A 23,860-nucleotide genomic window follows, 5' to 3' on the forward strand; every position below is an offset into this window, starting at 1 on the left:
GGCTGAGCCAGCGTCGATGCGGCGTTCGGCGCGTCCCACGTCCTGGGCACTTCCCGCAAAGTCCGAGAAGCCTTACCGAGAAAGGCTCAGTTGGCGCAGCGCCGCACGACGCACTGGTGATCGCTGCGATCACGCTCACCGTCGGTCCAAGAACCCACAAGCGCTTGCTGCCGTGTGGTCAGCTCACCCACCGCGTGGTCAGCGGCGGGTGCGGGTCGGGCGGGGTGTCCGGGACCAGCGGTGGTGGACGCGTTCCAGTTCGCGGCCCCAGTAGGCGTCGTCGGCCTCGTTCAGGTGCTTGCGGCCGTACCGGCGGGCGGCTTCGAAGAAGCCCCGGGTGGGCAGACCGGTCTCCTGCACGACCACGAGGGCGGTGATGTTCGGCAGGTCGACGTCGACGCAGGCCTTGACCAGGATGTCGAGCAGGTTGGTCAGCACGTGCCGCCACGCCTCGTGGTGTTCGACCGCGGTGCCCCGGACCAGCTCGGCGCAGCTGAGGGTTCCCTTGCCGCTGCGGGCCATCGGTTCCAGCCGGTCGAGCAGCTGGCGGCACAACCGCACCCAGTGCCGCCGCTCGAAACCCCAGGCGGCGCCACCTCCGTTGAAGTACCAGGAAACCGCGGTCGTGAGCGGTCGTTCGGGGATCAACGTGGGTGCCGGGCTCGTCATCATCACCGTTCCCTCTCGTGCCTGGCGCATCGTCCGGGTGTCGAGGTCCACGGCCTGGTCGTTACGGGTGTCACCAGAATGCAACGCTTCGTCCACATGGCACCTTTCCGACCGGAAACCGCGCGACTTGGTGAATTCCGCACCCGCCTGATCGATCTTGTAGAGCCGGTAAGGGATACTGGGCAGATGACGGAAGACGCGACGGGCGAGAGCAAGCCACGGTCGCTGGTGTTCGACATCTTCGGCGAATACGTGCGCGCCGACGGCGGTTACCTCACGCTGCAGGCGCTTTCCCGGCTCCTCGAACCGTTCGACGTGCCGCCCGACTCACTGCGCGTGCTGATGTCGCGCCTGCGCCGGGAAGGCTGGTTCCGGACGATGAAATCCGGCCGGATCAGCTTCTACCTCCCCGCCAAACGCGGCTGGGACCTGCTCGACGAGGGCTACGTGCGGATCATGGGCGCGCCGCACGAGAACTGGTCCGGCGAGTGGCACGTGGTGATCTTCTCGGTACCCGAGACCGAGCGATCCGCCCGAGGCCGCATCCGGAAACAGTTGGCGTGGCTGGGTTTCGGTCCGCTCGCCGCGTCGACCTGGATCTCGCCGTGGGATCGCCTGCGGGAGGCGACGAACGTGCTCGCGGCCGAACCCTGCGCCCAGTACGACCGGCTGGTCGCCCGTTCGCTCAGCCGCGAAGAGGACCTCGAGCGGGCGGCCCGGTGCTGGGACCTCGCCTCGCTCGCGGACGGGTACCGCGACTACCTCAACCGCTGGGAGAAACGGCTTTCCCGGCTGCGCGCCGATCTGCCCGAGCCGGAGCGGGCGTTCGTCCTGCGCACCCAGGTGATCCACGAGTACCGGAAGTTCCTGTTCACCGATCCCGGGCTGCCCGCGCAACTGCTGCCCGACGACTGGCCGGGCAAGCACGCCCGCGAGACCATGCTGTCGGTGTTCGAAGTGCTGCGGGAACCGGCTACCCGCTTCTACCAGGAGGTCACCGCGGAGATGGCGCGCCCGGCGGGCGACCTGCCTCCGGTGCCGCCACTCCCCTGCTAATCGAGCCCGCTAATCGAGCAGCACCAGCGCGTCCAGGGCGATCAGACCGGCGGCGGTGACCCGCACCGGGTTGACGTCGATCTCGCTCACCTGCGGATTCGCCACCATCAACCGGCCCAGCTGGACCAGCAGCGCGGCCACCGGCTCCACCGGGACCGGCGGCCTGCCCCGCGCCCCTTCCCGCACCCGCGACGGCAGTTCCCGCACCATGTCGCGTGCGTCCACTTCGGACAACGGGGCCAGCCGCATCGCCGTGCGCGCACGGATCTCGACGTCCACACCGCCGAGCCCGAGCAGCACCACCGGGCCGAAGGCGCGGTCGCGCACCGCACCGACGATGAGCTCGGTGCCCGCGTCCGCCTGGCGCTCGACCAGATACCGCGTGGCCCGGCCCCCGGTGGCGTCGTCGATCCCGTGCAACGCCGCGTCGAGCTGCTCGGGCGAATGCACCCCGACCCGTACCGCGCCGATATCCGATTTGTGCCGGATCCGCGCGTCGCACACCTTCACCACCACCGGGCCGCCGAGTTCGGCCAGCGCCCGGCGCGCCTCGGCGTGGGAACGGGCCACCACCCGCCGCGGACCGGGCAGGCCCAAGCCTTCCAGCAGCGATTTGGCCTGGTGCTCGTCGAACCGGCCCGCGGGCGGCACCACCGGCACGTCCGCGCCGCCGAACGTGGCGTTGGCGATCCGCGCCGCGCGCAGGGCGCGGGCCCGGGCGTCGGCCACCAGCGCGCTCATCCCGGTCACGCCCCGATCGGGCGCCGGGTAGACCGGGACGCCCTCCGCGCGCAGCCGATCCCGCTGCCGCCGGACCTGCTGCTCCAGCCCACCGGTGACGAACACCGTGGCCGCGCCGGGCCGCGCCAGCCCGGCGGCGATCTGCTCGGTGCCCTGTTCCTGCAACGCGTACACCAGGGTCGCGTCGATTCCGCTGTCACTCACCACGGCCTCCACCACTTCGGGGAACGTGGCACCGGGGCGGCCGGTGTCCACGGGATTGCGCTGGTAGGTCACCGGCGGCAGCAGCGCGCGCACGCGCCGCACGGTCGGTTCGGACAGTTCGGGAACCCGGATCCCCGCGGCGCGCAACCGGTCCGCGATGAACAGTCCCGGCCCGGCCTGCCCGGTCACCACCGCCACCCCCGGATCGGGATTCGCGGGCAGGCGGCGGTAGCCGAGCGCCGCGACCGCGTCGACGAGTTCGCCCGGGGTGTCCACCACGACCGCCCCGGCCTGGGTCAGCGCCGCCCGGGTCACCGCCCAGTCCCCGGACAGCGCGCCGGTGTGCGACCGGGCGAACTCACCGACGTCCGAGGCGCCGACCTTCATCGCGACCACCGGTTTGACCTCGGTGACCCGGTGCACGGCGGCCATCAGGGCCCGCCCGTCGGCCACGCCCTCCACGTGCAGCGCGACCGCCCGCGTGCGCTCATCCCGCGCGAGATGGTCCAGCGCTTCGGCGAACCCGACGTCGACCGCGTTGCCCAGGCCCACGGCCAGGCTCACGCCGATCCCTTCGCGGCGCAGCAGGAAACACAGCGCCAGGTTCATCCCGCCGCTCTGCGCGACGATCCCGATCGGGCCGGGCCGCAGCCGCCGCACCGCGGGCATGAAGTTGGCGCACACTCCCCGGGCCGGATCGACGAATCCGGAGGTGTTCGGGCCGAGCACGCGGATCCCGGTGTCCGCCACGATCTCGGCGATCCGTTCCTGCAGGCGCACACCGTCGGCGCCGCTTTCGGCGAAGCCGCCCGCGCACACCACGGCCGCGCCGACCCCGGCGCTCGCGCAGTCGGCCAGCACGTCCGGCACGGCCAGCGGCGGGACGGTCAGCACCGCCAGATCCACCGGAACCGGGATGTCGGCCACCGACGGGAAGGCCGGGCGCCCCGCGATCTCCCGCGCCTGCGGGTTGACCGGAAACACGGCGGGGAACGCGGCGAGCGCGGACATCATCGCGAACCCCGCCTTGTCCGGCGATGCCGAGGCGCCGACCACGGCGACCGACCGGGGGGCGAAGAGCCGTCCGAGCCCGGTCGCCGCACCGCGCTCGGCGACAGGTTGTGCTCGGGTCATCGGACGGCTCCCGCTCCCCCGGTACCCCCAGTATCGGGCTCCGAAGTCACCAGCAGATCCGCGCGAGCGGTCAGCAGATAGGTCGCTGCCCACTCGGGATCCGGGTGACCCGTGATCAGGGCGGCCGGGATGCCCAGCCGCAGTTTCGCCAGTTCGGCCACGAGCACCGCCGCCGTGCGCTCGGCCAGGCCCGGCCCCGCCGCGCGGATCACCAGCAACGGGGGTGGCGCGGCGGCCCGGGCGAGCCGGCTGATGAACGCGGGCACGTCACCGGTCCGCGCGGGCGCCGTGGTCCACAGCGCCTCGGCACACCGCCGATCCACCTCGGCGGCGCTCACCAGCCGCCCGGGGAACACGGCCGATCCGATCTCGATCGGAGTGTCCAGAATGGACAGCGAGTGTGGCAGGCCGTACCAGCGCAGGGTTTCCGCGCCGAACTCGGGATCGCCCGCGGCGAGGCGGTCGAACGACACCCGGCCGCTGCGGGTGAGGAAGTGCACGGCGAACCGGCGCGGTTCGTGCCGGGCGTAGTCGGCGAAGTTCTCCCACCAGGACAGGCTCGGCACGGCCGCGTCCTGCACCCGGGCCACCTTCGGCCGGCGGATCGCTTCGTACGCGCGGATCGCGTCCCCCAGGCCCGCGGCCGGGGCCTGGGTGACCTGATCGGCCAGGGCCAGCGCGTCCTCCAGCGCCATGGTGGTGCCCGAGCCCACGGAGAAATGGGCGGTGTGCGCGGCATCGCCCAGCAGGACCGTTCGATCGTGGCACCAGGAACGCGCCCGCACGGTCCGGAAGGTCTGCCACCGCGAATGGTTCGCCAGCAGTTTGGCGCCGTCGAGCTGGGTCGCGAAGATCCGTTCCAGCCGCAGGCGGCTGTTCTCGTCGCTGCTGCCCGGCGGCAGGGCGCCCGCGTCGTCGAAACCGGCCCGGCGCCAGGTCGGCTCGTCGCATTCCACGACGAACGTGCTGGTGTTCCGGTCGTACGGGTAGGCGTGCACCGCGAACCAGCCGGCCTCGGTCTCCTCGAACAGGAACGTCATCGAGTCGAACGGCCGATCGGCGCCGAACCAGATGTAGCGCGCGCTCGCGTGGTCCACGGTCGGCCCGAACCGGCCGGCGTGGGCGTGCCGGGTCCGGCTGTTCAACCCGTCGGCGCCGACGACCAGGTCGTAGGAGCGGGCCAGTTCCACCGGATCCGCCTCGGTGCGGAACCGCAGTTCGACCCCCGCCTCCCGGGCCCGCGCCCGCAACAGGCCGAGCAGGCTGCGGCGGGAGATCGCGGAGAAACCGAGGCCGCCGCAGCGCACCCGCTCGCCCGCGAGGTGGACGTCGATGTGGTCCCAATGCCGCCCGGAGTCGGCCAGTTCCCGGCCGAGCCGCCGGTCCTCCTGCACCAGCCGGGCCAGTTTGAGCGCGGAGAACACCACGCCGAAGCCGAAACTCTCGTCGGAACCGTTGCGCTCGAACAACTCCACTTCGATGTCCGGCCGCCGCTCCCGGATCAGCGCCGCGGCGAGCAACCCGCCCGGTCCGCCGCCGATCACCGCGATCTTGCTCATGCCCCCACCCCCGCCCGCGGCCGATCCGCGTACGGGATCGCCTGCCCCGCGTCGACGGATACCTCGAGGCGCCCGATCCGTTCGATCTCCACTTCGATCGACCGCGCCTCGTTGATCGGGCCCACCCCGGCCGGGGTGCCGGTCAGGATGACGTCACCGGGCCACAGGGTGCACACCGAACTGGCGTACGCGATGAGTTCGGGCACGCCGAAGAGCAGGTCGCGGGTGCTCGCCTCCTGCCGCAGCTCGCCGTCGACCCGGCACCGCAGCATCAGGTCGCCGGGATCGGGCACCTCGTCCGCGGTCACCACCCACGGACCCAGCGGGGTGAAGGTGTCGAACGACTTCCGGGTGGACCTGTCCTCGGTGGACCGGACGGTGATGTCCAGCGCGCAGGTGTAGCCGAAGACGTGCTCCAGTGCCCGCTCGACCGGGACGTGCCAGGCCGCGCGGCCGATGACCACGGCCAGTTCGCCCTCCTGGTCGGTCCGCACGTCGGTGTAGGGCAGGCGCACCGCCTGGCCGGGGCCGATCACCGACGAGGACGCCTTGAGGAACAACCCGAGTTCGGCGATGCTCTGCCCCGCCGCCATCTCGGTGCGGTGCGCGGCGTAGTTGACCGGGGCGCCGATGATCTTCGGCGGCCGCGGCAGCGGCGCCGCCAGGCGCACCGAACTCAGCGGGACGGCCGCCCCGCGCGTGGTGAACGGCCGCCCACTGTCCAGAAAGGACTGAAGCGGACCGGCCGGGCCGGGGTCGCCGCCGCAAACGTCGAACACGTCCACCCCCTCGACGATCCCGATCCGGCCGGAGTCGAATACCGCGATGCGCATGCCCGGTTCAGCCCTGCCGTTCGGTGAGTTCTTCGCGATACAGCCCCAGTGCCCGCAGCACCGGCTCGTTGCTGAACGAGAACAGGATCGCGTCTTCGGTGGCGCTGGGATTGCGCAGTTCGCAGATCGCCCAGCCGGGCACCGCGATGACGTCCCGGTCGTGCCAGTCGTACCGCTCGTCGTCGATCAGGATCGTGCCCGACCCCCGGACGACGTGCAGCACGGAACTCGCCGTGCGCCGGAACGCGGCGCCGCGGAAACCCGGTGGCAGCCGCTGGACGCGGCAGGACATGGTCGGCATCACCGGCCCGCCGGTCCACGGGTTGGTGTACTCCAGCACGATCCCGTCGACCTGGCTGCCTTCGGCGTCCTCGGCGATGGCGTCGAACGCCCGCTCGGTCTGGGCCCAGGGATAGTTGCCGATCGGCGAAACCTCGGAGCGCGCGATGTCCCAGGCCGGGACGAGATGACCGTGCACGAACTGCCGGGAGGAGATGTTGTCCGGCACCACCGGTCGCTGCGACCGGCACTCGAACAGCTCGAAGAACCCCGCCTCCAGCGCGTTGACCAGCGGGTAGTCGAGGGCGTCCAGCCAGATCATCGGGCCGTCGCCCTCGTGGTAGTGGTCGTGCCAGTGCCAGCCCGGGGTGAGCAGCAGATCCCCCGGCCGCATGTGCAGGCGTTCCCCGTCGACCGTGGTGTAGGCGCCGTCGCCCTCGATGACGAACCGGAACGCGTTGGCCGCGTGCCGGTGCGCCTGCGCGGTTTCACCGGGCAGGATCACCTGGATTCCCGCGTAGAGCGAATTCACCGTCGCCGGTGGATCCGACATCCCGGGGTTGATCAGCATCAGCACCCGGCGCTCGGCCTCTTCCAGGGACAGGGTCTCCGCGAAATGCAGCAGGTGCGGGCGCAGTGCGTGGTAGCGCCACACGTACGGCACGGCCGCGCTGCGCGGTTCGGCGGGGAACAGGTTCCCGTAGTAGCGCCACAGGGGTGCGGCGCCGAGATCCTCGATCGCGGCGTAGGCCGGATCGGTTTCGGCTTCGGTGGAAGTGGTCATCGCGTTCTCCCCGCACGGGTCGCGGCGTCGGCGCGCAAGGCCTTCTTGTCGACCTTTCCGACGTTCGTGGTGGGCAGTTCCGGAAGCAGCCGGAGGACTTCGGGCAGTTTGAACGCGGCCGCACCGCCGAGCGTCATGTGCTGCCGCAGGTCTTCGAGCGTGGGCTGGCCCGGGACGCGCCCGACGACGTACAGGCAGATCCGCTCGCCCAGTTCGGGATCGGGGATGGGCACCGCCGCCGCGTCGGCCACCGCGGGATGCCCGTAGGCGAGGTTCTCCACCTCCTCGGCGGAGATCTTCTCGCCGCCGCGGTTGATGATGTCCTTGGTGCGCCCCTCGACGACCAGGTTGCCCGACGGATGCCAGCGCACGACGTCCCCGGTGCGGTACCAGCCGTCGGCGGTGAAGCACCGGGCGTTGTGCTCGGGCGCGCGGTAGTAGCCGCGGATGGTGTACGGACCGCGCGCCAGCAACTCGCCTGCCTCGCCCTCGGGCACGTCGCGATCGGCTTCGTCGACGATCCGGATCTCGTCACCCGCGCACACCGGACGGCCCTGGGTCTCGCACCGCACCTCGGGTGGATCGTCCTGAAGGGTGTAGTTGATCAATCCCTCGGCCATGCCGAAACCCTGCTGGACCCGCACGTCCAGGGCGGCTTCGATGCGCCGCGCGAGCTCCGGCGCGAGCCGGGAACCGCCGACCGCCACCGTGCGCAGGCTGGACAGGTCGCACCCGCCGGATCCGCTCGCGTCGGCCCAGCGGTGCGCCACCGCGGGCACCGCGGCGGTGTGCGTGACGCGGTGCCGTTCGATCAGGCCGAACACCTTCTCCGGCGCCGGGCTGTCGCTGAGCACCACCGTGCCGCCGGAGAACAGCACGCCGAGGATTCCGGGGCACGCGAGCGCGAAGTTGTGCGCCGCGGGCAGCGCCACCAGGTAGACCGTCCGCTCGTCCATCGCGCACGCGCGGGCGTTGGCCCGGGCGTTGAGCGCGTAGTCGTCATGCGTGCGCGGGATCAGTTTGGGCCGCCCGGTGGTACCGCCGGACAACAGGAGGACCGCGATGTCCCCGCCTTCGGGCCCCCGCCCGGGTTCCCCGGCGGGCCGCGCGGTCCGCCGGACCGCGACGAAATCCAGGGCCGCCGCGCTCCTGCGCACGAGGATTTCGCGCAGTGCGGGCGCTTCCGCGGAAACCTCGGTGGCCAGCTCGAGGTAGTCGAAATCCCGGTACCGATCCGGGACGGCGTAGGCCGCCGCACCGGTGAGCTCCAGCAGGTAGGCGATATCCGCGCGCCGGTGCTGGGGCAACGCCATCACCGGCACCACCCCGGACCGGAAGCAGGCCAGGGTCAGCAGGACGAACTCGGCCACGTTCGGCAGCTGCGACACCAGGCACTCGCCCGCCAGCCCGCGTTCGGCGAGCCGGTCGGCCAGATCGTCCACGGCCGCGGCGAGCTCGAGATAGGTCCAGCGCCGCGATCCGTCGACCAGCGCGAGGTGGTCCGGAACGCGCACCGCCTGTTCGGCGAAGACATCCCCCAGCGGCACTCCCCGCCAGTAACCCAGGGCGCGGTAGCGGCGGGCGTCCGCTTCCGGCCACGGCGTGAATCCGTCTCGCACGCTCATCTCGCCCCAAGCTCTCTCCGGGTTGCCCAGTGACTAAAGCGAAACACAGGCTGACACGCCCGTCAACAGACGTGTTCCACTTTTGGGAAATCCCTAGTGAAACGCGGACACAGCTGGCCGTATCGACTCTAGTTACAAAACAGTGGCCCGTGGCACTATGCGCGTCGCCGGAAAACGGAGGACTGCCATGGACATCGCATCCCGCGCACCGCACTGGCCCCGCTCCGCCGTCCTGGTGGTCGCCGTCTGCTTCGTGACGGTGATCTTCGACGGCTACGACCTCATCGTCTACGGCGCCGTCATCCCGCTGCTGCTCCACGAACCCGGCTGGGCGCTCGGTCCGGCCGAGGCGGGCACGCTGGGCAGTTACGCGCTGCTCGGCATGCTCATCGGCGCACTGGTCGCCGGAACGGTCACCGACCTCGTCGGCCGAAGACCGGTCATCCTCGCCTGCCTGGCCTGGTTCTCCGTGGCGATGGGCGCGTGCGCACTGGCCTCCTCCCCGCAGTGGCTCGGCGTGCTGCGGTTCGTCGCGGGCCTCGGACTGGGCGGGGTGATCCCGACCGCGACCGCGCTGACCCTGGAATACGCCCCCGCGCACCGGCGCAATTTCACCTACGCGCTGATGTTCTCCGGCTGGGCCGTCGGCGGCGTGCTGACCGCGCTCGTCGGCCAGGCCCTGCTGCCCGCGGCGGGCTGGCGCACCATGTTCGCGATCGGCGCGCTGCCGCTGGTGCTCGTGCTGCCGCTCGCCTGGTGGCTCCTCCCGGAATCCGTGGAATTCCTGCGGGCCCGCGGCCGCTCGGCGGAGGCCACCGCGCTGGCGCGGAAACTCGGCCTGCCGGACGCTCCGGCCCCGCGGGCCGATGAACGCACGACCGGCGTGCGGGCGGTGCGCGCGCTGTTCACCGCGCGGTACCGCGTCACCACGATGTTGTTCTGGGTGACCTGTTTCCTGGGACTGCTGCTGGTCTACGGGCTGAACACCTGGCTGCCGCAGATCATGCGGCAGGCCGGTTTCTCCCTCGGGTCGGCACTCGGCTTCCTGCTCGCCCTGAACGCCGGGACGATCCTCAGCGCGCTGGTCATGTCGTGGGCGGCGGACCGGCGGGGCCACAAACCGGTGATCGTGGTGATGTTCGCCGTCGCCGCGGCCGCGATCGTCCTGCTGACCACGAAACCACCCCTGGCGCTGACCTACGTGCTGATCGTGGGCGCGGGATTCGGTGTGGGCACCCAGATCCTGCTGAACTCGTTCGTCGGCGGCAGCTATCCGGTGGGCTCGCGCGCGAGTGCCCTGGGCACCGCGCTCGGCGTCGGGCGGTTCGGGGCGATCTTCGGCCCGACCATCGGCGGTTACCTGGTGGCGGCGAATCTCGGCGCGGGCTGGAACCTCGCCTTCTTCGCCGGGGTCGCCCTGCTCGCCGCCGCCGCGGTCGCCCTCGTCCCCCGCCCCCAGCGCCACGGAGCGACGGCGACGAACGGGATCGAACCGCGTGCGGGCACCTTCAGTTCGGGCATCACCGGCGGCAACGCGGTGAAGTGATCGTCCGCCGCGAGTTGCACACTCGGGCACGCGAGTTACACGCCCGGGCACGCGAATTGCACGTCCGGGCACGCGAATTGCACACTCGGGTACGTCAGTTGTCCGGGAAGGCGACCGGTGTCGCGGGGTGGTCCCGAATGTGTAGTTCGCGTGCCCGAATGTGTAGTTCGCGTGCTTGAGTGTGTAGTTCGGCGTTTCGGTAGGCGGGTTCTCACCCGGGCGCGGCGCAAACCGCATTGCTCCATCCGACGCTAGTGGCGATGTCGCGCCGTACCCCAGACTTCGCTGGTGAACAGTGATCAATCCGCGCCTTTCGACCACATCGGGGAGCGATACGAGCACGCGTTCGCCGACCGCCCGGAGCAGGTGGCCACCGGCAGCTGGCTGATCGACCAGGTGCCACCCGGCGGGCGCGTCCTCGACCACGGCTGCGGCAGCGGAACCCCGACGTTGGTCCAGCTCGCCGGGGCGGGCCTGGAAGTGGTCGGCGTCGACGAATCCCGGCGCATGCTCGAACTCGCCCGCGCCCGCGTGCCCGAAGCCGATCTGCGTCGCCGCGACCTGCGCGACCTCGGTCCCGAACTCGGCGAATTCGATGCCGTCGCCTCGTTCTTCGCGCTTCTCATGCTGCCGAAGCGGGACATCCTTCCGGTGCTGCGGGCCCTGCGCGAACGGCTCCGCGGGCCGCGGCTGCTCGCGCTGGGCATGGTCGACGGCGACTACGACGACACCCCGGTGCCCTTTCTCGGCACCACCATCCGGGAGAGCGCGTTCCCGCTTCGGCAGCTGACCGATCTGGTCGCCGAGGCCGGATTCGAGGTGCTCGCCCGGACCGAGGTCGAGGTCGACCTGGACGCCGGACGGAGTGAACGGCAGCAGTTCCTGCGCGCCAGGGCGATCTGAACGGCTTCCGCCGACGTAGCCTGTCGATGTCCGGCGATCCCGTTCGTCGTTGTGGTGGATCGACCCGACGAGGAGGAAACGTGCGGTACGTCCTGATGATCTCCGACGACGAGTCCACCGCGGTGAGCCCGACGGAGCACATGGCCATGCCCGAGTTCGCCGCGTGGCACGAGGAGATGACCCGCCGGGGCGTGCTGCGCGGCGGCGTGCGGCTGCGGCCGAGCGGTGACGCCACGACCGTCCGGGTGCGCGGCGACGAGGTGCTCATCGCCGACGGCCCCTTCGCCGAGACCAAGGAGCAGATCGGCGGTTACCACGTCATCGAATGCGCGGACCTCGACGAAGCCCTCGAGATAGCCGCCCGGCACCCCTGCCCGAACCTGGGCGATTCGGCCGTCGAGGTGAGGCCGGTCTGGGAAGCGTGAGCACCGAGGTGGAGGCGGCGCTCGCCGCCGCCTTCCGCGAGGAATGGGGTCAGGTCGTCGCCACCCTCATCCGGGTGACCGGCGACTGGGACCTCGCCGAGGAATGCGCGCAGGACGCCTTCGCGAAGGCGCTGCAGCGCTGGCCGGTGGACGGTATCCCGCGCCGGCCCGGAGCCTGGCTCACCACGACGGCGCGCAACCGCGCCACCGACCGGCTGCGCCGGGAAGCGGTGGGAGCCGCCAAACTGCAGGAGGTCGCGATGCTGGCGCCGCCCGAGGAACCCGTGGCAGACGACGAAAGCGGCGTCGGCGACGATCGGCTGCGCCTGATCTTCACCTGCTGCCACCCGGCCCTGCCGTTCGAAGCCCGGATCGCGCTCACGCTGCGCACCCTGGCCGGATTGACCACCGCCGAGATCGGCACGGCGTTCCTGGTCCCCGAATCGACGATGTCCCAGCGCCTGGTGCGGGCCAAGCGCAAGATCCGCAACGCGGGCATCCCGTACCGCGTGCCTCCGGCGCACCTGCTGCCGGAACGCACGAACGCGGTACTCGCCGTGCTGTACCTGCTGTTCAACGAGGGCTACGCGGCGACCTCCGGCGCGGACCTGGTTCGCGTGAACCTCAGCGCGGAAGCCATCCGCCTCGCCCGCGTGCTCGCCCGGCTGATGCCCGACGAACCCGAGGTGATCGGCCTGCTCGCGCTCATGCTGCTGCAGGACGCCCGCCGCGACGCCCGGGTCGACGCCGCCGGCGATCTGGTACTGCTGGAGGACCAGGACCGGTCCCGATGGGACACCGCGGAGATCGAAGAGGGGGTCGGCCTGCTCGAGACCGCCCTGCGACGCCGCCGCCCCGGGGCGTACCAGTTGCAGGCCGCGATCGCCGCCTGCCACGCGACCGCCGCGAAAGCCTCGGACACCGACTGGGCGCAGATCGCCGCGCTCTACGGCAGGCTGGCCGAGGTGGTGCCCTCGGCGGTGGTGCGGCTGAACCGCGCGGTGGCCGTGGCGATGGCCGACGGTCCGGCCGCCGGGCTCGCACTCGTCGACGAACTGGCCGAATCCGGCGAACTGGCGGGCTACCGGCTGCTCCCGGCGACGCGCGCCGATCTGCTGCGCCGCCTCGATCGACGTGTCGAAGCGGCCGCCGCGTACCGCGAGGCGCTCGAACTGGTCGCCACCGACGCCGAGCGTCGTTACCTTGAGCGACGACTCGGCGAGGTTTCCTGAGTTCACTGGTGCGGACCGGTGAACCTGGTGGTTTCCCCTGGCGCGCCGTGATCAGATTCAACCATGAAGGTACGCATCGGAGTGGGGCTCGGGGCCGAGGTCGACCCGACGGGGTTCGCCGACGCCGTCGACGAGATCGAGCGGTTCGGGATCGATTCCCTGTGGCTGCCGGAAGTCGTGTTCTCCCCGCAGGTCGATCCGTTCATCGGCATGGCGCACGCCCTGTCCCGGACGTCCCGGCTGAAGGTCGGCACCGGAGTGGCCGTGCTGCCCGGACGGCATCCGGTGCTGGTCGCCAAACAACTGGCCTCGCTGGCCGCGCTCGCGCCCGCACGGGTGCTCCCGGTGTTCGGCCTGCAACCGGCGCGCAAGGCGGAACGGCAGGCGTTCGAAGTTCCGCCGGGGCGGCGCGCCGCCGTCCTGGAGGAGTCGCTGCGGCTGGTGCGGCTCCTGCTGGAGAAGGACGAGGTCAGCTTCTCCGGTGAGTTCTTCACCGTCGAGGGCGCCCGCATCTCCCCGAAACCCCGCAAACCGCTCGACCTCTGGCTGGGCGGCAGCGCACCGGCCGCCCTGAACCGGGTCGGCCGCCTCGCCGACGGCTGGCTGGCCAGTTTCCTCACCCCGGACCAGGCATTGCGCGGGCGCGAGACCATCCAGGCCGCGGCCGAGGCGGCCGGGCGGGAAATCGAGGACGATCACTACGGCATCAGCCTGGCGGTGACCACCGACGGCATCCCACCGGAACTCGCCGCACTCGCGCGCGATCGGCAACCGGACACCGATCCGGCCGACCTGATCGCCACCGGCTGGGACCACGCGCGGGAACTCGTCAAACGGTTCATCGACGCGGGACTCACCAAATTCGTCATCCGCCCCGCGGGACCGATCACCTCGTACGCCGAATTCCTGGACCGGTTCACCACCCATATGCTTCCGCTGCAGAACTGACCCGGTGACGCGGTCAACCGTGGATCCGCAGGTGCGCCACCAGTGCCGCGAACGTCGCCGCACCGGTGACCAGCACCGGGCGGGCGGCTTCGGGCAGATCGGCCTGCTTGGTGTCCCGGATACCGACGAGACCGGAGCCGAACCCCACCTCCACGCACGCGTTCTCCTCGTAGTGACTCCGGGTCGACTTGCGCCAGCCGCCGAGCGCGGCATACCGGTTCCCCATGACGATTTCACTCCCATTCGCAAGAAGGTCGAACGGAGTTTTCCGTGTTCGCGATCTGTTGACACAGGCAACCATCGTGTGAACCACACCTAGTGAATACCGAAGTATTTTGTGTCCCATGGTCGCGAACATTCTTGGCCCGAGGGCCCGCGCGCTCGCCGGAGCGCTTCGACAAGCCCGCGAATCGGCCGGAGTCAGTCTCCGCTCGGTCGCGAAGAAACTCGAGATTTCGCCTTCGGTGGTCAGCTACTGGGAAACCGGGAAACGCACGCCGAGCCTCGACGAGGTGGCGAACTACCTCTACGCGCTCGGCGTGCCCCGGCAACAGCGCAAAGCCATCCTGGACCTCGCCCGCCCACTCCCCGCACCCGATTGGCTCACCATCGGCCACCCAGGCGCCGCACAACAACTCGCCGGGGTAGTCGAATGCGAGCGCGAGGCGGTTTCGATCACCGAGTGGTCCATCGGCCTCATTCCTGGATTGCTGCAGACCGCGGATTACGCCCGCGCGATCTTCGGTCCGGATTCCGAAGCCGGAGTCCAGGCCCGCTTGTCCCGGCAAAAGGTGCTGAGTGGGCACCGGCCCGTACGCTTCACCGCACTCATCTGCGAATTGGCGCTACGGCAGGTTATCGGTGGCCGCGAGGTGATGGCGGACCAACTCCGCTATCTGCTCCACGCTACCGCACTGGAGACCGTGGTCTTCCGGGTCATGCCGATCGGCGAGGGCTGGCATCCCGGTTTGATGGGGCCGTTCATCCTGTACAACTTCGCCGCCGCACCCACGATCGTGCATGTGGAACACCACCGCAACGGGGCGTTCCTCTTCGAGAACGACGACGTCAGGGCCTACAAGGACGCGGCAGCTAAGATCCTCGAGGGGGCGATGGACCCGGAACTGTCGTTCGGGCTCACCGCCGAGATCCTCAACGGGATGGAGACGGTCACATGACTATGCCCCGCCGATGGAAGAAGTCGCGATACACGGGTCAGGAATCCGCGTGCGTCGAGGTGGCCCTCGGCACCCGGCGGACCCTCGTGCGCGACACCAAGAACCGCGGCGGCGGCACCCTGCACCTCCCCACCCCCGCCTGGGCCGCCTTCCTCACGGTTGTGAAAGCGGAGTAACCGGCCCGGACACTCACGAGTCGAAGATGGCGACCGCGCGGGTCCAGCCCGCCGACGCGGCTTCCACCTTCACCGGGAAACACGAGATCTGGAAGCCGGTCGGCGGCAGGGATTCCAGGTTGTGCAGCTTCTCCAGGTGGCAGTACCCGATGTCGCGGCCCGCCTTGTGCCCTTCCCAGATCACCGAGGCGTCCCGCTCCTCGGCGTAGCGCTGCGCGGTGTACACGAACGGCGCGTCCCAGCTCCACGCGTCGGTGCCGGTCAGCCGAACGCCCTGGCGCAACAGGTGCAGGGTCGCGTCACGGCCCATCCCGCATCCCTTGGCCACGTAGTCGTCCTCGCCGTACCGCTCCCCCGCGGACGTGTTCACCACGACGATCTCCAGCGGGCTGAGCGTGTGCCCGATCCGGGACAGTTCGGCGTCGATGTCGTCCGGGGTCACCACATAGCCGTCCGGGAACCGCCGGAAATCGAGCTTCACCCCCGGTTGCAGGCACCATTCGAGCGGGACCTCGTCGATCGTGCTGGCCCGCCGCCCGCCGTCCATTGTGGACGCATAGTGGTAGGGGGCGTCGAGATGCGTGCCGCTGTGCGTGCTCATCCGGACGAACTCGACCGCCCAGCCCTCGCCGTCGGGCAGGTCTTCCCGGGTCGCCCCCGGAAAGAAGCCGAGCACCTGGTCGACCGTGTCCCCGTGGGACAAGTAGTCGATCTCCGGGCGGAACCCGGGCGGATCGGAGGCGATGCCGCCCTTGAGCGGCACGGAGATGTCGACGAACCTGCGCACGCGGCTACCCCCGCTCGACGAGGTGACCGATGACGTCCGGCCCGGGATGCGACGCCCCGGATCCGTCCCGGCGCGGATCCGGTTCGGGCAGTTCCACCGCGGAGCCGCCGTCCGAGGACCCCGCGGGGCGCGGGCCGATCCAGGCGACCGCGACGCCCGTCTCCCCCTTGAGGAACCGGTGCGCGCGGACCCCGCCGGTGGCGCGGCCCTTCGCCGGGTACTCGGCGAACGGGGTCACCTTCACGGTCTGCCCGGTCGCCGTGACGACCATCGGCTCCCCGTGTTCGGCGTCGTCGGTGCGGATCGCGCCGAAGAACACCACATGCCCTTCCTTGCCGAGGTTGATCCCGGCCATCCCGCCACCCTTGAGGCCCTGCGGCCGGACGAGCGACGCGGCGTACCGCAGCAGCGACGCCTCCGACGAGACGAAGGCCAGGGTTTCCGATCCGTCGGTCAGCCAGGTCGCGCCGACGATCTCGTCCCCGTCCTTCAGGGTGATCACGTCGAACTCGTCGGACCGGACCGGCCATTCGGGCGAGCACACCTTCACCACGCCGTGCCGGGTGCCCAGCGCGAGCCCCGGCGATCCGGCGGCCTGCTCGCCCAGCGGCGCGACGCCGACCACCTTCTCCCCCTTGGCCAGCGGCACCAGTTCGCGGGCGGGCACCCCGCCGCGCAACGACACCGTCCCGACCTGTTCGGGCAGTACCGGCAGCGGGAGGACATCGGTCTTGAACGCCCTGCCGGTGTTGGTCACCAGCAGGACCTGCCCGCGCGCGGTGGAATGCACCATCGCGGCGACCGCGTCGTGCCGGGCCCGCCCGGCGCGGCGGCGACCCTCGGTCGCCTCCTCCGATTCCGCCGCCGTGCGGGCGATCAGACCGGTCGCGGACAGCAGCACCTGGCAGGGGTCGTCCGCGACCTCCAGCGGCCCGGCGGGCTTCGACGCGGCGAGCACCTCCTTGAGGTCGCCGTCGATCAGCGCGGTGCGCCGCTCGGTCGGGAAGTCCTTGGCGATCTTGGCCAGCTCGTTGGACACGACCTTCTTCAGCACGGACTCGTCTTCGAGGATCTTGGTCAGCTCGGCGATCTCCGCGCGCAGCTTCTCCTGCTCGTCCTCCAGCTCGAGGCGGTCGTACTTGGTGAGCCGCCGCAGCGGGGTGTCCAGGATGTAGGCCGCCTGGATCTCGGACAGCTTGAACTGCTTCATCAGGCCGTCCTTGGCCGCCTGCGCGTTCTCGCTGCCGCGGATCAGCCGAATGACCTTGTCGATGTTCAGCAGCGCCTTGAGCAGCCCGTCGACCAGGTGCAGCCGTTCCTCCCGTTTGCGGCGGCGGAACCTGGTCCGGCGGGTGACGACCTCGTACCGGTGCGCGAGGAAGACGTCCAGCAGCGCCTTCAGCCCGAGCGTCTGCGGCTGCCCGTTCACCAGCACCAGGTTGTTGATCCCGAACGACTGCTCCAGCGGGGTGAGCCGGTACAGATCGGCCAGCAGCGCCTGCGGGTTCACGCCGACCTTGCATTCGATGACCAGGCGCGTGCCGTTCTCCCGGTCGGTGAGGTCCTTGACGTCCGCGATCCCGGTGAGGCGCTTGGACTTGGTGACCTCGTCGGTGATCTTCTCGATGATCCGTTCCGAACCGACCCCGTACGGCAACTCGGTGACCGTGATCGCCTGGCGCCCGCGGCTGCCTTCCAGCGGACCGGTTTCCACCTTCGCCCGCATCCGGACCACGCCCCGGCCGGTCTCGTAGGCGCGGCGCACCTCGTCCAGGCCGAGCAGCATCCCGCCGGTCGGCAGGTCCGGCCCGGGAACGAATTCCATCAGCTTGTCCAGCGAGGCGTTGGGATGGTTGATCAGCCAGCGCGCGGCGCCGATGACCTCGCCCATGTTGTGCGGGATCATGTTGGTGGCCATCCCGACCGCGATCCCGGACGTGCCGTTCACCAGCAGATTCGGGAACGCCGCGGGCAATACGGACGGCTCTTCCAGCGAACCGTCGTAGTTGGGCCGGAAATCGACGGTCTCCTCGCCGAGATCCCCGACCAGCAACATCGCCTCGCGCGACATCCGCGCTTCGGTGTACCGGCTCGCCGCCGGTCCATCGTCCGGGGAACCGAAGTTCCCATGTCCGTCAACCAATGGCGCATTCAGGGAGAAATCCTGAGCCATGCGAACCATGGCATCATAAATGGCACCATCGCCGTGCGGATGGTACTTACCCATGCAGTTGTGCACGACGAACCCTTCGGCCACGAACGCATGCTCTTCGGTGCCGACCTGGATGTCGTAGGTGGTATCGGGATTGACGCGCTCGACCGATTCCACCGCGAGGAACGAATACCCGGACAAGGCTTCGAGACGGTCGGCCAATGGCGAGCCGATCCGCCGCAACTTGCCAATCCAGCCGTCACTTTCCGCGCGACTCAACGGGAACGAGCGCTCGGCAAGCGGTTTTCCATGCCGGTCCTTGCCGTACCGCACCTTTGCGCCACTGACCCCGGTCAGCGACGCGCGAAACGCCCTGCCATCCGTGTCCCGGAACCAACCGCCTCCTACATGCGCTTCGGAGAACTCCGCCATGAGCGCCGCACCGGGCAAACGATCGTGCCCCTGCTTTCCCCCATAGCCATAGGCAATCTCGGTAACCTGGCGAAGTCCGTCACCTTTGTAGCCGATCTTCGACCACGGCAGGAGCGCCAACGCCAGTTCGGCGGCATCGCGACCGCTCAGGGAGAGCCCCAGAAGCGTCTTGTGCCCGGCCGGGCTCACCCGCGACCAATGGTGCCCGTGGATACCCAGATCCGCCAACATCGAATAAACCTGGCGCACCAAGAGCGGACTGGTGCTGACGAAGACGATTTCCCGGTTCCTCTTCCGCACATAACCGTCGCCATCGAACAGCCCAGCGAGGAACGGTATCCACGACGACCGGTTGGCGAGCACGCTGCTGGGCACGAACTTGTGGTCGCTCAACGGCGTACCCACCTCGAGCAGCCCTTCGTGCCGGGCGAACGTGAGAATGTGCTGATCGCGATGCTTCGGGTTCTTCGCCACACGCTTTCCGCGTGTCGTGTTGACCCCGTTGGCAATCGCCCAGCCATGGGCCACGTCGAGCGGCTCCACGTCGCACATGTGGATCCGGACCCGGCCATCGGCATCCCTGGCCCGATCCACCGCGAACCCTTCAGCTGCGACAAGCCCCAGCACGTAGCTGTAGATGTCGCCGTCGTCCGACTGGCGAGCCGTGCGCCGACCGCTTCCGTAGCCCACCGTATGGCACCCGACGAGATCCCGGGCATCGGTCCAGGTGACGGTGAAGTCGTCGTTCACCGTCCTGAAACGCTGGCCCGGGGTCACCAGCATGGTGTGGCCGTTCGCCCACGTCACGCGAACCAGTTCCGATTTCGGGTTCTCGTAGACCGCGGTTACCGGGACGGCCCGGCCCGCTCCGTCGAGCACGAACTCTCCGACTTCGATCTCCTCGACCGGTCGCAATCCGGCGGGCGTCGACACCAGCGCGCCTCGGACGAAGCAGTCACCCACCACACGCGAGGACTTCACGTACGCGTGCGTGGGTCGATATCCATTCTCGTTCATCGAGAACAGGATCCGGCGGTGCACCGGCTTCAGGCCGTCCCGCGCGTCCGGGAGGGCGCGGGCGTGGATGACCGAATACGCGTACTCCAGATAGGAATCCTCGATCTCGGTCTTCACCGAGTTGTCGAAGACGTTCGCGCCCGCCTGGTCGAAGGCGGACGGATCGACCTTGGTGGTGGTGCCCTTGCGGCGTGCCATCTTTTCGTTCTCCTACGGCGGTGCTCGGGTTCCGGGGGTCAGGCGTCGATCGCCTCTTGGTCGACCCGCGCCGCCGACTCGACGAGCCAGTTGCGCCGGGGTTCGACCTTCTCCCCCATGAGCAGTTCCAGGGCGGCCTCCGCGGCCTCCGCGTCGTCCAGGGTGATCCGGCGGACCGATCGGGTCGCCGGGTTCATGGTGGTTTCCCACAGTTCGTCGGCGTCCATCTCACCGAGCCCCTTGAACCGGGGCACCGGGGTGACGATCTGCTTGCCCGCCTTCTCCAGCCGGGCGACCGTTTCCTCCATCTCCCGCTGGGTGAAGGTGAAGATGGTCTCCGCGTTGCGCCCCTTGGTGACGACCTTGTGCAGCGGCGGCATCGCCGCGAAGAGCCGCCCGTCCTCGATGACCGGGCGCATGTACTTGGCGAACAAGGTGATCAGCAGGGTCCGGATGTGCGAGCCGTCGACGTCCGCGTCGGCCATCAGGATGACCCGGCCGTAGCGCATCGTGGACAGATCGAAGGTGCGCCCGCTGCCCGCGCCGAGAACCTGCACGATCGACGCGATCTCGGCGTTCTTGAGCGTGTCGCCGAGGCTGGCCTTCTGCACGTTCAAGATCTTGCCCCGCAAGGGAAGCAGCGCCTGGTACTCCGAGACGCGGGCCATCCGCGCCGAACCGAGCGCGCTGTCCCCCTCGACGAGGAACAGCTCGCTGCGCGCGACGCCCGTGGCGCGGCAGTCCACCAGTTTCGGCGGCATCGCCGCGCCCTCGAGCGCCGTCTTGCGGCGGGCGGCGTCCTTCTGCTGCTTCTGCGCGAGCCGGACGCGCGCGGCGTCGACCACCTTCTGCAGCACGGTTTTCGCTTCGGTCTTGGTCTTCCGGTTCTCCGTCCACGCCTTGAGTTCGCGTTCGACGATGCCCTGGATGACCTTGGTGATCCCGGCCGTGGACAGTTCGTCCTTGGTCTGCGAGGTGAACTGCGGCTCCGGGATCCGCGCGTGGATGACCGCGGTCATGCCCTCGAGGACGTCGTCCAGCGTCGGCATGTCCTCCTTCGGTTTGAGCAGGCCACGCGTCTTCGAAATGGCTTCCTGCACGGCCTTGACCACCGCGCGGTCGAAACCGCGCCGGTGCGTGCCGCCGTGCACGTTGCGGATGGTGTTGGTGAAGCATTCGACGGTCCGCTCGTACCCGGTCCCCCACCGCAGCGCGACCTCGACCTCGGCGCGGCGCTCGACCTTCGACTGCATGACGCCGTTCTCGTCGGCCGCGTTTTCCCGGTAGGTGCCCTCACCGGTGATCAGGATCGTGCCGGAGACCGGTTTGTCCGAGGACGGGGTCAGGAAGTCGACCATGTCGGACAGGCCGTTCGGGTAGTGGAACGTCTCCTCGCCGATCGAGCCGCCGGTCGCGTCGCGGAGCACGTAGGTGACGCCGGGCACGAGGAACGCGGTGTTGCGCAGCTTCGCCCGCACCGCCTCGACGTCCAGCGCGGCGCCGTTCTCGAAGTAGCGGGCGTCGTACCAGTACCGGATCGAGGTGCCGGTGGACTCCCCGCGCTTCATCTTCCCGATGACGTTCAGCCCGGACTGCCGGGTGAACTTCGCCTTGGGACCGGGCCCGTCGAACACCCCCGGCACGCCGTGCGCGAAGGACATCTGGTGCACCTTGCGATCGCTCTTCACGGTCACGTCGAACCGGTGCGACAGCGCGTTGACCGCGGAGGCGCCGACGCCGTGCAGCCCGCCGGAGGTCTTGTAGCCCGAGCCGCCGAACTTCCCCCCGGCGTGCAGCCGGGTCAGCACCAGTTCGACGCCGGACAGGCCGGATTTGGCGTGCACGCCGGTCGGGATGCCGCGACCGTCGTCGTCGACCTGGACGCTGCCGTCCGCGTGCAGGGTCACCACGATCTTGCTGGCGTGACCCGCGACACCTTCATCGGTCGAGTTGTCGACCACCTCGGAGAACAGATGGTTGATGCCGCGGCTGTCGGTGGACCCGATGTACATGCCGGGCCGCTTCCGAACCGCTTCGAGACCTTCGAGGTGCGTGAGGTCATCGGCTCCGTAACGGGTCTCCGCAGATGCAGTCACAGGGTCGTTCTCCCAGGTCGTGGCGTGTGAGCGGCCAACCGGCGGCGCGCTCGGTGTGGCATCGAACGTGCGATCCACCGCAGGGAAGAGTATCGGGGAACCCCGACAGATCCCGCAGGGCTCGCCAGGAAGCCGGTCACATTCGACCACAGGCGTCGCGGAGCGCAACCACCTGGTCGACGTTCGGTCACGACCACGGCCGCGCCGTCCGGTGTCCATTATGGACACTCAGGGCCGGCGGGCGCCCGGGGGTGGCGGCAGGGTGAGCAGCCGGGTGGTGGCCTCCAGGAAGCGGCCCGCGAAACTCCAGATCTTCGCCTCGGACGCGCACGCGAACGGGTCCACCGTACCGTCCGGCGACTGCCAGGTCCGGAACGCCACCGTGTCGGTCTCGGAGTACGCGAGCACCGTGTCCAGCAGCCCGTGATGCGTCCGGGTGAACAACACCGCGTGCACGCCGACCACGTCGTCGTGCACCACGGTCCGGCGGAAGCCCCGTCTGCGCAGGAGCTTCATCCGCTCGGCCACCGTGTGGTCGGCCGTACTGCAGGAAAACGGCCTCACGGTCGGAACTTTATGTCGGAGATCGGCGATGCCCCGGCAAGACCGCACCACGGTCGCTCGAACGGGCGAGGCGCTTGGTTCGGGTGCACGAAAACGTGCCCGCCCCGCAGTGCATCCTGACCAGTGCGGACCGGCGCGTCACACGGGTGTCGCGTCCGCCACCAGGACGGCCGCGGTGAGCAGCCTGGCCTGCAACGGATCCGTGGGTGAATGCCCGGTCAGCGCGCCGATCCGCCCGAGCCGGTAGTTCAGGGTGTTGCGGTGGATGCCCAGCGCGGCGGCCGTCCGGTGCCGGTTGTAGCCCTGCGCGATGAACACCTCGAGCGTGTGCAGCAGCTCCCGGTGCGAGCCGAGCGGATCCAGCAGGCGGGCCAGGCGCCGGCTCGCCGGTCCGGGCCGGGAAAGCTGGTATTCCAGCAGCACGTCGTCCAGCCGGTAGCACCCCTCGGGCCGGCGGAGCCGGTGCGCCAGGTCGGCGATCTCCCCGGCCTGGCGTGCCGCCGCCGGAATGTCGGCGAGTTCCCCGGCGGGGGCCGCCCCGGCGGTGATCGGCACTTCCGCCGCCGCCCGCAACCGGGACACCAGTTCCGGCGCCGCGGCGAGTTCGGCGTCCATCTTCTCCCGCGCGACCGGCACGAGGAGCACGCCGCCACCGCCGTCCAGGGCGGTCAGCGCGCCGAACGGCAACTCGTCGAGCAACCGCCGCAGCGGCGCGCCGGCGTTCGTCGGCGGGCGGCGCAGCCGGACGACCAGCACGAGATACCCGGACGCGAGCGTCACGCCGAGCCGCTCGGCCAGTGCCTCCGCCGGAGCCCCGGTGAGCAGGGCCGAGGTCAGCGCGCCGCGCGCCTCCCGCTGTTCGGCGTGGATGGCCTGCTGTTCGGCCAGGTAGGCCGCGGCGACCGCGGGCACCGCGACTTCCAGGAACCGCAACAGGGCGGGCACCGCGGCCAGCAGGTCGGCGGTGTCCCCCGGCCCGGCCAGCCCGGCGAGCACCTCCCAGCCGACCCGTGCGGCGATGTGGTAGGTCGACAGCACGGTGTCCAGCGGGACGCCCTGCTGGGCGCGCCGCACGGCCGCGCGGACCGGCGCGGCGAGTTCCTCGGCGGTGGGCGATCGCTGCTCCCGCAACGCGCGCAGGAAGGTGCGCAGGTTCGCCGCGATGGCGGCGGTGACCTCGCCGTGCAGCAGTTCCCGGGGCAGCTTCCGGTAGACGGGCACGAGATCCAGGTATCCGGCGATCACCTTCCGGACCGCGTCCGGTACCTGTTCCTCGGCCCGCCGGTACAGATCCGCGTCGGGATTCGGCACCGTCATCCCGG

Annotated in this window: 20 protein-coding genes; 8 read left to right on the top strand and 12 right to left on the bottom strand. The window is 70.1% G+C overall.

Features of this window, described 5'->3' with window-relative positions; translation table 11 throughout:
• Positions 1 to 198: 198 nt before the first annotated feature.
• Entirely contained in the window at positions 199 to 765 is a 567-nt protein-coding gene (locus tag FXO23_RS35005; RefSeq protein WP_158890288.1) for a hypothetical protein, read from the bottom strand.
• Between the two features lie 90 nt (positions 766 to 855).
• Here FXO23_RS35005 and FXO23_RS35010 point away from each other — a divergent pair, with 90 nt between their 5' ends.
• On the top strand, positions 856 to 1,725 hold the full coding sequence (locus tag FXO23_RS35010) for a PaaX family transcriptional regulator (RefSeq protein WP_158890290.1): 870 nt from the start codon (positions 856 to 858) through the stop codon (positions 1,723 to 1,725).
• Positions 1,726 to 1,734: 9 nt separating this feature from the next.
• Here FXO23_RS35010 and FXO23_RS35015 read toward each other — a convergent pair whose 3' ends face one another.
• The 5 genes from FXO23_RS35015 to FXO23_RS35035 are packed head-to-tail and all read right to left on the bottom strand — an operon-like array spanning position 1,735 to position 8,884.
• Entirely contained in the window at positions 1,735 to 3,804 is a 2,070-nt protein-coding gene (locus FXO23_RS35015) for an acetate--CoA ligase family protein (RefSeq protein ID WP_158890292.1), read from the bottom strand.
• Positions 3,801 to 5,363, bottom strand: a complete 1,563-nt coding sequence (locus tag FXO23_RS35020; protein ID WP_158890294.1) for an FAD-dependent monooxygenase — start codon at positions 5,361 to 5,363, stop codon at positions 3,801 to 3,803. Before FXO23_RS35020 ends, FXO23_RS35015 begins: the two co-directional genes overlap by 4 nt.
• Positions 5,360 to 6,196: a fumarylacetoacetate hydrolase family protein gene (locus tag FXO23_RS35025; protein WP_158890296.1), complete on the bottom strand. Its 837-nt coding sequence runs from the start codon at positions 6,194 to 6,196 to the stop codon at positions 5,360 to 5,362. Before FXO23_RS35025 ends, FXO23_RS35020 begins: the two co-directional genes overlap by 4 nt.
• A 7-nt stretch (positions 6,197 to 6,203) precedes the next feature.
• Positions 6,204 to 7,259 (bottom strand): cupin domain-containing protein, encoded by a 1,056-nt coding sequence (locus FXO23_RS35030; RefSeq protein ID WP_158890298.1) that lies wholly within the window; start codon positions 7,257 to 7,259, stop codon positions 6,204 to 6,206.
• Positions 7,256 to 8,884: a (2,3-dihydroxybenzoyl)adenylate synthase gene (locus FXO23_RS35035; RefSeq protein WP_158890300.1), complete on the bottom strand. Its 1,629-nt coding sequence runs from the start codon at positions 8,882 to 8,884 to the stop codon at positions 7,256 to 7,258. Before FXO23_RS35035 ends, FXO23_RS35030 begins: the two co-directional genes overlap by 4 nt.
• Positions 8,885 to 9,071: 187 nt before the next feature.
• Between FXO23_RS35035 and FXO23_RS35040 the strand changes: the two genes are divergently transcribed.
• From FXO23_RS35040 to FXO23_RS35060, 5 genes are all read left to right on the top strand, one after another.
• Positions 9,072 to 10,430: an MFS transporter gene (locus FXO23_RS35040; RefSeq protein ID WP_158890302.1), complete on the top strand. Its 1,359-nt coding sequence runs from the start codon at positions 9,072 to 9,074 to the stop codon at positions 10,428 to 10,430.
• A 288-nt stretch (positions 10,431 to 10,718) separates the two neighbouring features.
• Entirely contained in the window at positions 10,719 to 11,333 is a 615-nt protein-coding gene (locus FXO23_RS35045) for a class I SAM-dependent methyltransferase (protein WP_158890304.1), read from the top strand.
• An 80-nt stretch (positions 11,334 to 11,413) separates the two neighbouring features.
• Positions 11,414 to 11,758, top strand: coding sequence for a YciI family protein (locus FXO23_RS35050; RefSeq protein WP_158890306.1), 345 nt, complete (start codon positions 11,414 to 11,416; stop codon positions 11,756 to 11,758).
• Positions 11,755 to 12,990, top strand: coding sequence for an RNA polymerase sigma factor (locus tag FXO23_RS35055; protein ID WP_246258212.1), 1,236 nt, complete (start codon positions 11,755 to 11,757; stop codon positions 12,988 to 12,990). Before FXO23_RS35050 ends, FXO23_RS35055 begins: the two co-directional genes overlap by 4 nt.
• Positions 12,991 to 13,053: 63 nt before the next feature.
• Positions 13,054 to 13,938 carry a TIGR03854 family LLM class F420-dependent oxidoreductase gene (locus FXO23_RS35060; protein WP_158890310.1) on the top strand — a complete coding sequence of 295 codons (885 nt, stop codon included), beginning with the start codon at positions 13,054 to 13,056 and terminating at the stop codon, positions 13,936 to 13,938.
• 13 nt (positions 13,939 to 13,951) lie between these two features.
• Here FXO23_RS35060 and FXO23_RS35065 read toward each other — a convergent pair whose 3' ends face one another.
• Positions 13,952 to 14,164 (bottom strand): DUF397 domain-containing protein, encoded by a 213-nt coding sequence (locus FXO23_RS35065; RefSeq protein ID WP_158890312.1) that lies wholly within the window; start codon positions 14,162 to 14,164, stop codon positions 13,952 to 13,954.
• 118 nt (positions 14,165 to 14,282) lie between these two features.
• On the opposite strand from FXO23_RS35065, the gene FXO23_RS35070 reads away from it, so the two are divergent.
• Positions 14,283 to 15,116 (top strand): helix-turn-helix domain-containing protein, encoded by an 834-nt coding sequence (locus tag FXO23_RS35070; protein ID WP_158890314.1) that lies wholly within the window; start codon positions 14,283 to 14,285, stop codon positions 15,114 to 15,116.
• A complete protein-coding gene (locus FXO23_RS35075; protein ID WP_246258213.1) occupies positions 15,113 to 15,292 on the top strand; it encodes a DUF397 domain-containing protein in 180 nt (59 codons plus the stop codon). The genes FXO23_RS35070 and FXO23_RS35075 overlap by 4 nt, the downstream gene beginning before the upstream one ends.
• Before the next feature lie 13 nt (positions 15,293 to 15,305).
• On the opposite strand, the gene FXO23_RS35080 is transcribed toward FXO23_RS35075, so the two are convergent.
• The 5 genes from FXO23_RS35080 to FXO23_RS35100 all read right to left on the bottom strand — a co-directional run bounded on the left by FXO23_RS35080 (position 15,306) and on the right by FXO23_RS35100 (position 23,855).
• Entirely contained in the window at positions 15,306 to 16,079 is a 774-nt protein-coding gene (locus tag FXO23_RS35080; protein ID WP_158890316.1) for a cyclase family protein, read from the bottom strand.
• A gap of 4 nt (positions 16,080 to 16,083) precedes the next feature.
• Positions 16,084 to 19,878: a DNA topoisomerase (ATP-hydrolyzing) gene (locus FXO23_RS35085; RefSeq protein WP_158890318.1), complete on the bottom strand. Its 3,795-nt coding sequence runs from the start codon at positions 19,876 to 19,878 to the stop codon at positions 16,084 to 16,086.
• Between the two features lie 38 nt (positions 19,879 to 19,916).
• Entirely contained in the window at positions 19,917 to 21,974 is a 2,058-nt protein-coding gene (locus tag FXO23_RS35090; protein WP_158890320.1) for a DNA gyrase/topoisomerase IV subunit B, read from the bottom strand.
• Between the two features lie 228 nt (positions 21,975 to 22,202).
• The gene (locus FXO23_RS35095; protein ID WP_158890322.1) at positions 22,203 to 22,538 is read right to left on the bottom strand and encodes a hypothetical protein; all 336 of its coding nucleotides are present in this window, start codon (positions 22,536 to 22,538) and stop codon (positions 22,203 to 22,205) included.
• Positions 22,539 to 22,676: 138 nt separating this feature from the next.
• A complete protein-coding gene (locus FXO23_RS35100; protein WP_158890324.1) occupies positions 22,677 to 23,855 on the bottom strand; it encodes a PucR family transcriptional regulator in 1,179 nt (392 codons plus the stop codon).
• Positions 23,856 to 23,860: the final 5 nt, after the last annotated feature.

It is taken from the genome of Amycolatopsis anabasis, assembly GCF_009765355.1.
GTDB lineage: Bacteria > Actinomycetota > Actinomycetes > Mycobacteriales > Pseudonocardiaceae > Amycolatopsis > Amycolatopsis anabasis.